General features: G+C 61.3%; 13 protein-coding genes. All 13 read right to left on the bottom strand.

Going from position 1 to position 13,940, the window contains the following annotated elements; all coding sequences use genetic code 11:
- Window positions 1-23: 23 nt before the first annotated feature.
- On the bottom strand, window positions 24-908 hold the full coding sequence (locus KGA88_RS20155; RefSeq protein WP_110660437.1) for a glycosyltransferase: 885 nt from the start codon (window positions 906-908) through the stop codon (window positions 24-26).
- A complete protein-coding gene (locus tag KGA88_RS20150; RefSeq protein ID WP_110660438.1) occupies window positions 905-2,059 on the bottom strand; it encodes a glycosyltransferase family 4 protein in 1,155 nt (384 codons plus the stop codon). Before KGA88_RS20150 ends, KGA88_RS20155 begins: the two co-directional genes overlap by 4 nt.
- Window positions 2,056-3,498, bottom strand: coding sequence for a PIG-L deacetylase family protein (locus KGA88_RS20145; RefSeq protein ID WP_110660440.1), 1,443 nt, complete (start codon window positions 3,496-3,498; stop codon window positions 2,056-2,058). Before KGA88_RS20145 ends, KGA88_RS20150 begins: the two co-directional genes overlap by 4 nt.
- A gap of 8 nt (window positions 3,499-3,506) precedes the next feature.
- A complete protein-coding gene (locus KGA88_RS20140) occupies window positions 3,507-4,403 on the bottom strand; it encodes an antimicrobial resistance protein Mig-14 (protein ID WP_223593870.1) in 897 nt (298 codons plus the stop codon).
- Window positions 4,403-5,533: a glycosyltransferase gene (locus KGA88_RS20135; protein WP_223593868.1), complete on the bottom strand. Its 1,131-nt coding sequence runs from the start codon at window positions 5,531-5,533 to the stop codon at window positions 4,403-4,405. The genes KGA88_RS20140 and KGA88_RS20135 overlap by 1 nt, the downstream gene beginning before the upstream one ends.
- Window positions 5,517-7,274, bottom strand: a complete 1,758-nt coding sequence (locus KGA88_RS20130) for a carbamoyltransferase (protein ID WP_110662317.1) — start codon at window positions 7,272-7,274, stop codon at window positions 5,517-5,519. The genes KGA88_RS20135 and KGA88_RS20130 overlap by 17 nt, the downstream gene beginning before the upstream one ends.
- 166 nt (window positions 7,275-7,440) lie before the next feature.
- Complete coding sequence (locus tag KGA88_RS20125) at window positions 7,441-7,776, bottom strand: YceK/YidQ family lipoprotein (protein WP_223593866.1); 336 nt, start codon at window positions 7,774-7,776, stop codon at window positions 7,441-7,443.
- 239 nt (window positions 7,777-8,015) lie between these two features.
- Window positions 8,016-9,467 carry a lipopolysaccharide kinase InaA family protein gene (locus tag KGA88_RS20120; protein WP_223593864.1) on the bottom strand — a complete coding sequence of 484 codons (1,452 nt, stop codon included), beginning with the start codon at window positions 9,465-9,467 and terminating at the stop codon, window positions 8,016-8,018.
- The gene (locus KGA88_RS20115; RefSeq protein ID WP_110662052.1) at window positions 9,467-10,219 is read right to left on the bottom strand and encodes a lipopolysaccharide kinase InaA family protein; all 753 of its coding nucleotides are present in this window, start codon (window positions 10,217-10,219) and stop codon (window positions 9,467-9,469) included. Before KGA88_RS20115 ends, KGA88_RS20120 begins: the two co-directional genes overlap by 1 nt.
- Window positions 10,216-10,950, bottom strand: a complete 735-nt coding sequence (locus tag KGA88_RS20110) for a lipopolysaccharide kinase InaA family protein (protein ID WP_110662051.1) — start codon at window positions 10,948-10,950, stop codon at window positions 10,216-10,218. Before KGA88_RS20110 ends, KGA88_RS20115 begins: the two co-directional genes overlap by 4 nt.
- The gene (gene rfaP, locus KGA88_RS20105; protein WP_223593862.1) at window positions 10,950-11,756 is read right to left on the bottom strand and encodes a lipopolysaccharide core heptose(I) kinase RfaP; all 807 of its coding nucleotides are present in this window, start codon (window positions 11,754-11,756) and stop codon (window positions 10,950-10,952) included. The genes KGA88_RS20110 and rfaP overlap by 1 nt, the downstream gene beginning before the upstream one ends.
- On the bottom strand, window positions 11,757-12,878 hold the full coding sequence (locus tag KGA88_RS20100) for a glycosyltransferase family 4 protein (protein WP_223593860.1): 1,122 nt from the start codon (window positions 12,876-12,878) through the stop codon (window positions 11,757-11,759).
- Complete coding sequence (waaC, locus tag KGA88_RS20095; protein WP_110662048.1) at window positions 12,878-13,939, bottom strand: lipopolysaccharide heptosyltransferase I; 1,062 nt, start codon at window positions 13,937-13,939, stop codon at window positions 12,878-12,880. The genes KGA88_RS20100 and waaC overlap by 1 nt, the downstream gene beginning before the upstream one ends.
- Window position 13,940 lies beyond the last annotated feature (1 nt).

The following is a 13,940-nucleotide window of genomic DNA, read 5'->3' as shown; positions in this document are numbered from 1 at the left end:
CTGATCGCGATCAGCGCGTTGGCTCAGTCTTTCTCCAGCCGTGAGAAATACATCCGGCCCAGCCCACGCCAGGTTTTTTTGTTCCAGGCCTTGAACGGAATCTGCGCCAGCAACTCACGCGCCAGCTTGCGATCACGGTTGGCGGTCTTGAGGAACATGGAATTGAGAAACTTGTAGCGCACCTCGTCATACAGCGGGTGATCGCTGAAGAGCGCGTAGGTACGCAGGATGCTGTCGATCATGAAACGGTGGTTCTTGTAGGAGTTGGTGGCGTGCTTGCGATAGCGCGCCATCAACACATTCAGACCATCGATGAAATAACCGGCATGGGTCACCTTCAACTCGATCAGCAAGTCTTCCAGGCGAATGGTCGGATCGAAACCGCCCACCTTCTCCAGCGCTTCGCGACGGATCATCAGGGTCGGAGCCGGAGGATAGGGCTTGCGCTCGAGGAACATGTCATCGAAGTCCAGGCGACGGAACGGCACATCCCGGCGCTGGCGCTTCTCCGGATAGAGATTGCCGTCGGCATCGATCAGCTCGATGTTGCCGGCGCAGATTCCGACCTCGGGCTTGCCGTCCATATGCGCGACCTGGGTGGCAATTCGCTCGGGCAACATGATGTCATCCGAACCGAACGGCACGATCAGGCTGCCCTTTGCCCGGGCAATCGCACCGTTGAGGGTATTGGTCAGCCCCTGGTTTTCCTGAACCCGGAAGTCGAAACCATGGATGGCCTGCAACGCCTTGATCCGCTCGACGCTGTCATCCTTCGAGCCATCGTCGATCACCAGCAACTCAATATTCTGATAGGTCTGGTTGAGGACGCTGAGAATGCTTTCCTCGATGTAAGGGGCGTGGTTGTACGACGCGATAATGACCGTGACGATGGGTTGCGCGTCGTTCATGGTTGTTCCTTGCGGGCCTGTTCCAGGCCGGAGTCGATCAGATTGAGGTATTCGCGACGGAATTCCTCGATGTCATGGTGTTGTTGCAAATAACGGAAAGCCTGCTCGCCCTTGGCCTTGAGCTCGTCATCCGACAGCCCCAGGTAAGTGTCCAGCGCAGCCTGCAGCGTCGGTACATCCTTCGGTGTAATCGCCAGGCCACCGGCGCCCTCGATGAGCGGCAACATGGCCGGCACGTTCGAGGCAATCACCGGCAAATGCCCGCTCATGCCTTCAAGCAGCGCCAGCCCGAGGCCTTCGGCCAGGGAGGGCATGGTCCAGATATCGAAAGCGCGGATGTACTGCAGGGCAATTTCCTTGAACCCCAGCAAATGGGCGCGACCGCTGAGGCCGAGGCGGTCGATTTCCGCAGCCAGGCGCGACTCTTCGCGACCGGCACCAATGATTGCCAGCTGGGTGTTCGGGTATTTGTCCTTGAGCGCGGCAAAGGCCTGCAGCAGATAGATATGACCCTTGACCGGGACCAGTCGCCCCAACGCACCGATCAGCCGCACCGACGGATCGATGCCCAACATTTCACGGGCCTTTTCACGACTGTGTTGCAGGCTTTCGGCTTGCTCGATGTCGATGGCATTGGTGATGGCGTAGGTATTCTGGTCGGTGAAGCCGCAGTCACAGTCCAGCAGATACTGTTTCACTGCAGGCGACACGCCAACGAAACGCCAGTGACGATCGATCAGACGCTGGGTCTGGCGGCGCCGGTAAAAACGGTCGTACTCGCCAAAGCCGTGGGAAATGCCGATGCACAGCGGCACTTTCAACCAGCGGTTGAGCGCCAGCATCATGTTCACCGGCTTGAAGCGGTTGCAGATCACCACGTCAAACTTTTCCCGACGGCAGAACTTGTACAGCTGCCACATCGCCCGCAGGCGCATGCCCTTGAGGGACTTGTCGGAAAATTCGAAGTACACCGAACGGTCGGCCCGGCTCACCGCTTCGCCCGGCCCGGGTTTACCGCGCAAAAACGCAGCGGTCACTTCATAGCGATCACTGGGCAGGGCCTTGACGATCTGCTCCGCGAGGTCGGCGAAATCATGGGCTTTGACGTTGTAGTCAGGCTGCAGTTGCAGGACCTTTGACCGCTGACTCATAACTCTCCCCGCTGAGAAACATTGCCTGGTGTGTGCTTGATGGACCACAAAAGCTCGTGGCGCCGGACTGCCTTGCGAAAGAATTCGTTCTCGCCATAGGTTGGCGGCAACCGACCAGCCAACACCCGCTGAATCAGCCGACGCAAGCGACGCTTGAACGGCATCGCCGGTTGCAGGTCGTGCATCATCCCCAACGCCATGGCCTTGTCGCGCTGTTGCTCCAGCGGCATCGGCAGGCAGTAAGGCTGCATCGGCTGGGCCGAATCGAAGGCCGGCGGCAAGGCGATGCCATCACCGGAATCGCCCATCGGCCAGCGGTCGTTGTCATGCAGGTGGTTGGCATAGCCCAATAGCGTAGTCGGCTGCCAGTCCAGGCCTTGCAAGGCTTCGAGGACTGCCGCCTGGGCACAGATATGATCGGGATGCGGATCCAGGGTCGGATGCGGCAGGACGATGACTTCGGGCCGGGCCCGCAACAACAGCTCACGCAGATCCGCCAGCAGATTGTTCCAGGTCGGCGCGCCATCGGCATCGCCGGGCAGCGCGAAAGGATTCAACTGGCGGAACAGACGGGTATCGCTCATATCCGCTTCCCGCGATCCCGCCGCCACCGCAGGCGCAGCCTGCATGCTCGCCAGTTGCAGGCAGAAATAACCCAGTTGCACGCAATGGGCCTCGGGCACGCCGGCCCAACGCGGCACGGCAATACTGTCCCAGGTGCGCAGGCGGCCTTTCAAGCGGGCCGCGTCGGCCTTGTTCAGGCCCATCTGCCGGTAGTGTTCGGCTTCGATTTCACCGGCGGTCAGCGTAACGATCCAGGTTTCGTCGGCCTGGCTGTACAAACCGTAGGCCGCCAGTTCGGCGTCGTCGGCATGGGGCGCGATGACCATCACCCGCTGGCGCCGGTAATCCGGATGCTCGAGCGCCCACAGCACCGGCTCGCCGAGTACGCGGCAGAAACGCCCGCGCAAGCGCAGGTCACCGCGGGACAGCGCCTGAGCCTGACCGCTGAGATTGAGGTAACGCAGGCCGTTTACGCCCCGCTCGAACGTTTGCCGGTCAGGGTTTTCGCCACCCAGCAACTCGACCACCGGATCGAGGAATCGTCCCAGCCAGGTACTTTTTACCCGCAGGGCCAACACCAACGTCGCGTCGTCGACCAGCATCACGCCTTCGTCCAGGCGCAAGTGCTCACCGCTAAGGTGCACCTTGGGCTGTGGCGTATACGGGGGAAAGCTGTACTGGTAATCGTCTTTCGGCGAGTAGAACAGATGGTCGGCAAACCAGGCCTCGTGGGCAATCCAGCCGAGGACCGCGAGCACCAGCGGCAACCACCAGGCCACCAACACACCCAAGACGATCAACAGCACCAGCGCAATCAACAGGCCGATGCGTTTGTTGCGCCGATGGCGCTTGAGCAGTTGCTGTTTGCGGCTCATGGCTTGGCTCATACGGTGAAGACCGGTACGGGGTTGCACCAGCGATCCTTGTATTCACGGTCGGCGCGACCGAAGGAAAAGCGTAGCGGCTTGTCCTGCGCGCGCGCGTGTTCCCAGGCGCTTTGCGTATTGAGGAAACTCAACACACTGCCAGGGCTGAACTCGCGAGTCTCGGGATCGACCCCGCCGTTGATGTACTCGACACTGATCCACTGCGGGGTTTCGACGCGGTACACCAGTTGAATCGCAATCGGCGCATCGTTGAGGAAAATCACCGAACCAATCAGCAACTCGCGCAGCAACTCGATGACGTCGGCCATGCGTTCGGCACCGGTCGCCGGGAAACCCCAGCGGCGCTGGAACAGGTCGCAGTAAATCGCCGCCAGCTCCGTGCTGGAAAACTCGGACACCGCTCGCACCACGCCACCGGCCTCTTCGAGCAAGCGCAATTCGCGGCGCTGGTTATAGCGAAACTTTTTCGACAGTTCTTCGGGTGTGCGGGCCATGGCCAGTTGTTCGGTTTGCAACCTGATGCCAGTGAAACGACCTTCGTTGAGCGCCGACAGATACCGCGCGCGATGGCGCAAAGGTACCTGGGCATCGGCAGCGGCGGGCAGGATGATCTCGGCGTTGCCCAGGTCGAACAGCCCTTTCTTGCCGCGGCGCTTGAGCACGTCCTTAGACAAGGCCAGGTCGCGCCCCCATGTCGGGATTGCCGCCTTGACCTCGTCACCCTGCACCCAGGCCAGGTAACGCACGGGAATGTCGGCCAGTTGTGCCAGCCGTTCGACCACCGTCGGATGAGTCGCGACGCTGCCGCCATATCGCTGCCAGGTTTCGGCGTAAGTCGAGGCGTCGACTACCGCCCAGCCACGCTCGCGCCAGCCTTGAAATCGGTTGAGCATCAGCCCCTCTGTGCCAGTTCGGTAACGTGTGGCAAGTGCCAGAAAGCATCGCGCACCGCGCGATCGGAGAAGCGTTCGCGCAAGCGCTCGAGCATCAACTCGGCACACTGGCGGCGTTGCTGATCATCCATGCCGGCCAGGTGTTGCAGCCCCTGGGCCAGATGCCCGGCATCACCCAACGGGAACAGGATGCCCACGCCTTCGACCACTTCCTTCGCTCCGCCGCACGCCGTGGCGAGCAAGGGTACGCCGGCGGCCATGGCCTCCAGCAGCACCATGCCGAACGGTTCGTGATCGGAACTCAGGGCGAACACATCGAAGGCCCGGAAGTAGTTGCGCGCATCCGGCACCTGACCGAGGAACAGCACCCGGTCACCGATGCCAAGCTCCCGGGCCTGGGCCTTGAGGCCTTCCTCCAGGCGACCTTTACCGAGAATCACCAGTTGGCTGTTGGCCGGCAACCCCGGCAACGCCTCGGCGAAACCCTGCAGCAGCGTGGCCTGGTCCTTGTCCGGATGCAGCCGCCCGACATTGCCGACGATCCAGGCATCCGCCGCCAGCCCAAGGGTTTCCCGGGCTTCGCGAGCCGACACCTGGGTGGCTTGCAAGGCGTCCACGTCGATACGGTTGTACAAGGTCTGAATTCGCGAAGCCGGCCACTTCGGCAGGCAATAGCGCATGTCGTCGCGCACCGCGTCGGACACGCCGAGCAAACTCAAGCGCTTGCGGAAAATATGCGCGAACAGTTTGCGGCTGCCGCGCTTGTAGTCTTCAAACCCGTGGTGCACGCCAATGACCGGCAACGACGTACCGAGCAAGGCGATATAGATAGGCTTGAAGCGGTGAGCGATGCAGAAACTGAAGTTGCGCGAGGCGGCGATCTTGCGCAGATCGCCGATGGCCCCCAGCTTCAGGCCACGAATGGCCTTGGAGCTGTACTCCATGAACAGCACTTCGTCGGAAGCGCAGCCCGCGGCGACCTCGGCATCGGCAACCCCGGTGAGAAACACCGTGGTCACGCGATAACCGGTCCCCGCGAACAGGCTGGCGTACTGCCGTGCGCAGTCCAGGAACGGCCCGTCATAGCCGTGGCAGAACTGCAGCACATGGCGTTCAGCCGAACGTGTCATAGGCGTTCGCGCCCTCTTTGACCACCAGGATGTCTTCCATGATCAGATACTGTAGATCCGAACCGAAGAACATGTTCAGGGCGTCGGTCGGCGAGCAGATCATCGGCTCGCCGCGACGGTTGAGCGAGGTGTTGAGCGACACGCCGTTACCGGTGAGCACTTCCAGCGCCTTCATCATGTCGTAGTAGCGCGGGTTGTATTCGCGCTTGAGCACCTGGGCGCGGGAAGTGCCGTCTTCGTGGACGACTTCCGGCACGCGGGTTTTCCATTCTTCCGCCACTTCGAAGGTGAAGGTCATGAACGGCGCCGGGTGATCGATCTTGATCATCTGTGGAGCGACGGTGTCGAGCATCGACGGGCAGAAAGGCCTCCAGCGCTCGCGGAACTTGATCTGGTGGTTGATGCGATCAGCCACGCCGGGAATGCTCGGGCAACCGATGATCGAACGACCGCCCAGTGCACGCGGACCGAACTCCATGCGGCCCTGGAACCAGGCCACCGGGTTGCCATCGACCATGATCCTGGCGATCTGCTCCGGCATGTTGTCGAGCTTGCGCCAGGTTGGCTTGTTCTCGTGACGGGCGCAGGCCGCGATCACGTCTTCGTTGCTGTACGACGGGCCGAGGTAGACGTGTTCCATCTTCTCGACCGGTACGCCACGGGCGTGGGACACATAGGCGGCAGCGCCGACCGCAGTGCCGGCATCACCGGACGCCGGCTGTACGAACAGCTCCTTGACGTCGTCGCGGGCGATGATTTTCTGGTTGAGCTTGACGTTCAACGCACAGCCACCGGCGTAGGCCAGCTTGCCGGTTTGCTTGAGCACGTCGCCCAGGTAGTAGTCGATCATCTGCAGCGAAATTTTTTCGAACAGCGCTTGAATGCTCGCGGCGTAGTGGATGTAAGGCTCGTCGGCGATGTCGCCTTCGCGCTTTGGACCCAGCCACTCGATCAGCTTCGGCGAAAAGTAGTAACCCTTGCCCTTCTCTTTATAACGACGCAGGCCGATGACGTTGGCGTAGTCGGTGTTGATCACCAATTCGCCGTTTTCGAACGAAGCCAGGCGCGAGAAATCGTATTTGCTGGCGTCGCCGTACGGCGCCATGCCCATGACCTTGAACTCACCGTCGAGCATGTCGAAACCGAGGAACTCGGTGATCGCGCCGTACAGGCCGCCGAGGGAGTCCGGATCGAAGAATTCCTTGATCTTGTGGATCTTGCCGTTTTCGCCATAACCGAAGAAGGTCGTGGCGTACTCGCCCTTGCCGTCGATGCCCAGGATCGCGGTTTTCTCTTTGAAACCGGAGCAGTGATAAGCGCTGGAGGCGTGGGCCAGGTGGTGTTCGACCGGCTCGATCTTGATCTTCTTCGGATCAAAACCCAATTGTTCCAGGCACCAGACGATCTTGTTGCGATAGCGCTTGTAGCGACGGTTGCCCATCAGGATCGCGTCGAGGGCGCGGTCCGGGGCGTACCAGTAACGCTTGGCGTACTGCCAGCGAGCCTTGCCGAACAGGCTGATCGGGGCGAACGGGATCGCTACCACGTCAACGTCGGACGGTTTGATACCGGCCTGTTCCAGGCAGAACTTCGCCGATTCGTAGGGCATGCGGTTCTTTGCATGTTTATCGCGTACGAAGCGCTCTTCTTCAGCCGCAGCGACCAGCTTGCCGTCGATATACAGGGCTGCGGAAGGATCATGGCTAAGGGCGCCGGACAGGCCAAGAATCGTCAATGCCACAGGGGTCTAGCCTCTTTAGTCTGCGTGCAGGCGCAAGCGCCTCAAAAATTAATGTGCCCTCGCAATGGGCGAGAGACAGCTAAAGGGCGGGATTATAGCGTAAAAGCAGCGGCTAGCCTCTAGCTACAAGCGGCAAGCAACCACGGTGGTGACCTTGCGATTGCTTTTAACCACGCGAAGGCCGCCAGTAGACAAGGATATTGCCGTCCACGCTTTGCCGGTAAATCGTATAGGGCAAGACGGCGGTGTCCAGTGCGCCGGACAGGGCCAGGTCGAGCAGAATGAGCGGTACGAGGACACCCGTGGGATCGGGCGGTGCGTTCAATACGCAAAAGTCATAAGCGAGGCCGCTGTAGACCCGGGGAATGGACTGGCAGTAGGTCTTTTGCCTGCGCAACCCGTGAGCAGCTTCGGCTTCATCCTGCAGCACCGTGGCGGCGGTCCCGCAGCCCATTAGAGATACACATAAAACACCCGATGAAACTGCCATTTTGATCGACACAGTCTGCCCTCCGAAAACGTCAGGCAAGCTAGCATCGGGGTGATTTCGGCCACAGTTCATGGCTTCCCAAGATCGCGTAGGACGAATCACAAGAATTTGTCCCTAAATTTCGCTAGCTGTTCGGGCCTCTTCGCGAGCAAGCCCGCTCCCACAGTTTGAACTGAGGTGTTCACACGTTTTGTGCTCACCAACAATCCCTGTGGGAGCGGGCTTGCTCGCGAAAGAACCGAAGGTCCGATTCAGGCCGCGCTGGAGATATCTTTGGGCAAACGCTGATCAATCACCTGATACAAGGCACTGCCTTCAGGCCAGTTGCGCATGAACCGCGCGCGATCCCTTGCGTACGCCGGGGCAAAACTGCCGAGGGAGCCGTGCTGGCACATCGAGTCGAGGTCGATCAACGCCCAGCGATCCTGCTGCCAGAACAGGTTATGCCCCTTGAAGTCGCCATGACTGATGCGCTCACGAATCAGTTCGGCAAACAGATGATCCAGCGCCGCCAGTTCGGACTCCGGTGCATCACCGCTTTCAACATAGGGCGCAAAACGCTCGATGATGTCCGGCCCCGGCAGATACTCGGTGATCAAGTAGGCACGGCTGCGCAGCCACAGAAAACGCTTCTCCAGCAACGCCAACGGCGTGGGCGTGGCAATCCCGAGGAACGCCAGGCGATTGCCTTCGCGCCATGAATGCCAGGCCCGGCTCGGACGCCAGAAGCGCTTGAGCCAGTGGGCAAAACCCTTGATGTTGTAGCGCTTGATCACCAGCGTGCGGCCATCCACCTCGACCTTGCCGACGCTCGCCGCACCACCGGTCTTGTACAGATGCCCCCGGTCGAGCAAGACATCGGCCTGCTCCAGCACCGGCAACATGGCGGCCTCTTCCTCGCGACGAATCGCCTGCAAGCCGGAGGCTCCGCGCTGCACGCTGAACAGCGTGCATTCGCGGCCGACCTTGATCAGGTAGTCCTTGAGGCGCCAGCTGCGGACCTTGTCGATCTGCTTCTGCAACGCTTCCATGGGCAGGGCGTGTTCGCCATTGCTGAGCAGGTAATACACCAGCAACTCTTCAATGAAGGGTTCGATCGACTTCGGCAACTGGGCGAAGAACACCCCGAGGTTTTCCAGGACTTTCTGCCGCGACAGTGGCTGCCCCGGCGTTTCGGCGCAAATCCCGGCACCGTCGATCAAGTACAGGCGACCACGCTGGCGCAGCAGGTTATCCAGGTGCAGGTCTTCCTGCCACAGGCCCTTGCGATGCATCTGACCGATCGCGCCCAACGCCTCGGCCAGCACCGCCCCTTGTCCATCGGACAATACGGGCTGCTGCTCAACCTGTTTCCAGGTTTCACCCAGGCTTTCGGCGCCTTCCAGAAACTCGAACAGCAGCCAGCCACCGTCGCCTTCCTTCAGGCCATCGGCCAACAGCTGCGGCGTGGTCAGCCCTTGATCGGAGAGTAGACGCACGCCATCCAGTTCACGCTGGAAGTGCCGAGCGGCCTTGCTGCCGACCAGCAACTTGGCCAACACCGGCCGGCCACGCCAAACGCCGGCACCGACATAACGCTGCCCCGGCAACACCCGCAACAGGCTCAGCAGCTGCAGATCGGCAGGGCCGGCAGCGTCGGCCAGCGATACGCTCAGCGGCAAAACCGGATTACGGCCAGCGGATTTCAGTTCGGACAAACGCATCAGCGCGGCCCCTTCTGGCTGCGCCGCGCCGTCAAACGCTGCAGCCAGCTGTCGATCAGCGTGCTGTCCTGCGGTTGATCCAGATAGGCGGCCAGCAATTGCCGCAGTTGCGATTCACCCCATTCGGGCGCGCGGCGCGTCAGCGGTTCCAGGTCCTTGATTCGGTCGCGCTGCCCGTACAGCAGCGGCCGGGTCTTTTCCAGGTCGATCAATTGCGCCTGATAGCCGGTGCCGGTGGCGCGCATGAAAATGTGCTTGGGATAGAAGCAGCCATGCACCTGCCGTGCAGCGTGCAGCTGCCGGGCCAGTTCGCCACTGGCCTTGAGGATCTCCGAGTGCTGCTCGGGGCTCAATTCATTCCAGCGCTGCAACAGCGAGTCGAGGTCGTCCCAACCATCCAGGGCACGGGTCAGCAGGATTGCGCGGACTTCGCCATTGACCTTGCGCTCCCCGTAGAACACCGCTTCCAGCGCCGGGATGCCCATCTTCCGGTAACGGGAGATGTTGCGAAACTCGCGAGCGAAACTCGGCTCGCCGAAGGGTGCGCGCAAGGTGCGGGTCAGGTAGTTGCTTTGACGCTTGAGGTAGTAGCCATGACCTTCCAGGTCCAGCCGAAACACGCTGCTCCAGCCGCCGCGACCGGTGTTGGGTTCGTCCACCGCATCGAGCTGCTTGGCCCAGAGCGCTTCGAACGTGCCAAGGCCATGGCGCTCAAGCAGCGCACGGTCCTCAGCGGCCAGGAAATCAGTCATTCGCGTCCCTCGAAAAATCTCACCACGTGCCGGATACGCTTCTTGTCCGCGGCGTTGAGCCGGGTCCGGTTGCGGTATTGCAGGTAAAAGCGCAGGCGCTGGGTAGCCGACAGTTGATACTTGGCGACCTTGTCCAGGCACGCCAGATCCTTGGTGATGCGGTATTTGAGCCAGAAACCGCGCCAGAAATCGCCGTTGGGGCAATCGATCAAGAACAGTCGAGCCTCATCGTCGATCAACAGATTGCGCCACTTCAGATCATTATGGGTGAAGCGGTGGTCATGCATGGTCCGGGTGTACTGCGCCAACTGACGACTGATGGCGTCGACCCAGGCACGATCCGACAGTTTCGGATCCTGTCGTTCGGCCAGTGCCGACAAGTCTTCGGTGCGCGGCAATTCCCGGGTAATCATCGCGCCGCGAGCGTAGGCTGCACCGCGCCGCTCCAGCCCCCAGGCCACCACTTCGGCGGTGGGAATGCCCCACTTGGCGAAACGCTTGAGGTTCTGCCACTCCATCTTCACCCGTGGCTTGCCGAGATAACGGCGCAAGCCTTTTCCGGCGCCCACGTAGCGTTTGACGTAATAGTTGACGCCATTGCGCTGCACACGAATGACCTCGGACAACAGGTCCTTGGTCAAACGCTCGCCTTGCAGCGCAAACACGGCTTCAAGGCTGCCAAAGTCATCGGCCAGTTCGCTGTAGGCCGGTTCCAGTTTCCAACCCGACATCAGAGCGCATCCCCGTATCGCTGTTTACGCTCGTAGAGCTTGTTGGCCTTGCCTTCGAGCCAGTTCAGCAGCCCGGCCTCTTCGCTCAGGATCTGCCGCAACGGTTGCTGGAAGTAGCCTTTGAGGAAACGCAGCTTGTCGCGGCGGGTCAGGCCGATGTCCAGGGCGGAAAAATACAGCGCGGCCAGATCCTTGTTGCGCCAGCGCGAGGTGATCGCCGGGCGGGTCTGGGCGCGGTGCAGGTCGATCACCGAGAGTTTGAAGTCATCAAAGGTCACCGGTTTGTCGGTGTGCAGCAGGAAATGGCAGATGTAGCAGTCGCGATGGTTGACCCCGGCGCGGTGCATCATGCCGGTCATGCGTGCGACTTCGGCGATCAGCGCGCGCTTGAGTTTTGGCTCGGGCGGCTGCTTGATCCAGTTGATGCTGAAATCTTCGAGGCTGACCGTCGGCGCCAGCTCTTCGGTGACGATGAACGAGTGCTGGTCGGCCGGGTTGCTGCCCTTTTCGCCGTACGCGACGGCGGTCATGGTCGGCACGCCGACTTCCTGCAGGCGCTGGATCGCCTTCCACTCCTGGCCCGCGCCGAGTACCGGCAATTTGGCGGTGAGCAGGTTCTTGAAGATTTCGCCCCAGCCGATGCCACGGTGGATTTTCACGAAAAACCCGTTGCCGTCGACTTCCGTGCGCAATGTCCGGCGTGCTTCCAGCTCGCGGTACACCTCGCCCTCAAGCCCCTCGACTTCGGCGAACGGGTCGCGTCCGGCCCAGAGGCTCTTGAACGGTTCAGCCAGCATCAACTTCATTTAAGCGTGCTCCGCCAGAATCACATCGGCCGCGTGTTGCGGCATGCTGTAGAGGTCGGCCGTCTCGGCGAAGGCCAGACCATTGCGGCTCCAGGCCGCCCTTGCTTGAGCGTCGTTCAACATGCCGGTCAGGTATTGCGTCAGTTGCGCCTGATCGAACGGTTCGTCCAGCACCAGGCCCGCGTCGGCCTCGGCAATGTAATGGGCGTAACCGCACACCGCGCTCACCAGCACCGGCAAGCCGGCCACCAGCGCTTCGAGCAGCACGGTGCCGGTATTTTCGTTGTACGCCGGGTGGATCAACAGATCTGCACCCAGCAGGAAACGCGGGATATCGCTGCGCCCCTTGAGGAACGTGACGTTGTCGCCCAGCCCCAATGTTGCGCTCTGCATCTGGAATAACTTGGGGTCATCCTGGCCAATTACAAACAGCCGGGTGCGTTTCCTCAACTCGGCAGGCAATGCCGCCAGTGCCTTGAGGCTGCGGTCCACGCCTTTGGTCTTGAACCCGGAGCCGATCTGCACCAGCAGCAGTTCGTCGTCCTTGAGGTCGAATTCGGCGCGGAACCCGGCACGAATTTCATCGGCATCGGCCGGTCGGCGACGGTCCTGGGCGATGCCCGGTGGCAGCAGGTGGAAGCGCTCCAGCGGCGTGTCGTAATGCTTGATGAACAGCGGCTGCTGGACCTCGGAAATCATCAACACTTCGGTCTTGGCGTCCTTGGCGAACACCGCCCGCTCGTACTCGGCGAAGTGGCGATAGCGGCCCCAGCGGCGGTACAGCGAGTTGCGCAGGTTCTGCGCCTTGTCTTCGAAGCAGCCGTCGGCGGCGTAGTAGACGTCCAGGCCCGGCATCTTGTTGAAGCCGATCAGGCGATCGACCGGACGCTTGGCCAGGTCCGCCTCCATCCATTCGCTGAGCTTTTCGTTGCGCCGATGATTGAAGAACGCCTTGACCGGCGCCACCAGCACTTCGAAACCCGGCGGCACATCGCCTTCCCAGATCAGTGTGTAGACGCGAATCTGATGACCACGCTTCTGGCACTCCAGGGCGATTCGCATGAAATCGCGCTGCAAGCCGCCAAACGGAAAATATTTGTACAGGACAAATGCCAATTGCATCAGCGCAGCTCCTCAGCCATTAACAACGTGCTCAGTCGGCTGGCGACACGCTCGGGGTTCAGACGCGTGAAGCACAATGGCCACTCGCGTTTCAGGTCAAATTGACGGGCATCTTCGGCCGTCGGTTGATAGGTGCATTTCTTCTGCAGGCACGGCGCACACGAGAAGTCGCTGGCCAGGTGAATCTGCACCTTGCCATAGGCACCGGTCAGGCCCGGATTGGTCGGGCCGAACAGCGACAGCGTCGGCACATCCAGCGCGGCGGCCAGATGGCCCAGGCCGGTATCCACCGCCACGCAGGCTTGCGCGCCAGCCAGCACCTTGCCGACACCCGCCAGGTTCAGCTTCGGCAACACTTCGGCGTGCTTGAAACCTGCGGCGATGCGCTCGGCGCGGGCCTTTTCCACGGCATTGCCCCAAGGCAGTTTCACACCGACGCCAAGGTAGCCGACCCGCTCGGTCAGCTCGCGCCAGTAGGCTTCGGGCCAGTGCTTGGTGTCCCAGGTGGTACCGTGCAGAAACACCACGTACGGGTTCTTGCGCGGCAACTCCACCAGACGCTCGACGCTCAAGCCATAGTCGCCCAGCCCCTTGGGCAGGTCATAGCCCAACGCGATGGCGAACAACTGACGCACTCGCTCCACCGCATGTTGCCCACGGGCAACGGCCAGGCGTCGATTGTAAAAGCGCGCAGCGATGGGCTCGCGCGCCGAGTTTTTATCGAGGCCGGCCACCGGCGCCTTGACGTAACGGGTCAACCAGGCGCTTTTCAGCAAGCCCTGGGCGTCGATCACCAGGTCATATTGGGTGGCCCGCACGCTTTGCTTGAAGCGCTTCCACTCACCGCTCTTGATGGTCTGCCAGATGTTCTTGCGCCAGCGACGGATCGCCACCGGAATCACCTTGCCCACCGCCGGATGCCAGGTGGGGATCTCGGCAAAGCCTTCTTCCACTACCCAGTCGAATTTGATGCCGGGAATCGCCCGCGCCGCATCGGTCAACGCCGGCAAAGCGTGAATGACGTCGCCCAGCGAAGAAGTCTTGATCAACAGAACCCGCAAG

The sequence above is a fragment of the Pseudomonas sp. A-R-19 genome (genome assembly GCF_019956575.1).
GTDB lineage: Bacteria > Pseudomonadota > Gammaproteobacteria > Pseudomonadales > Pseudomonadaceae > Aquipseudomonas.
This window is presented reverse-complemented; position numbering and strand designations above follow the sequence as displayed.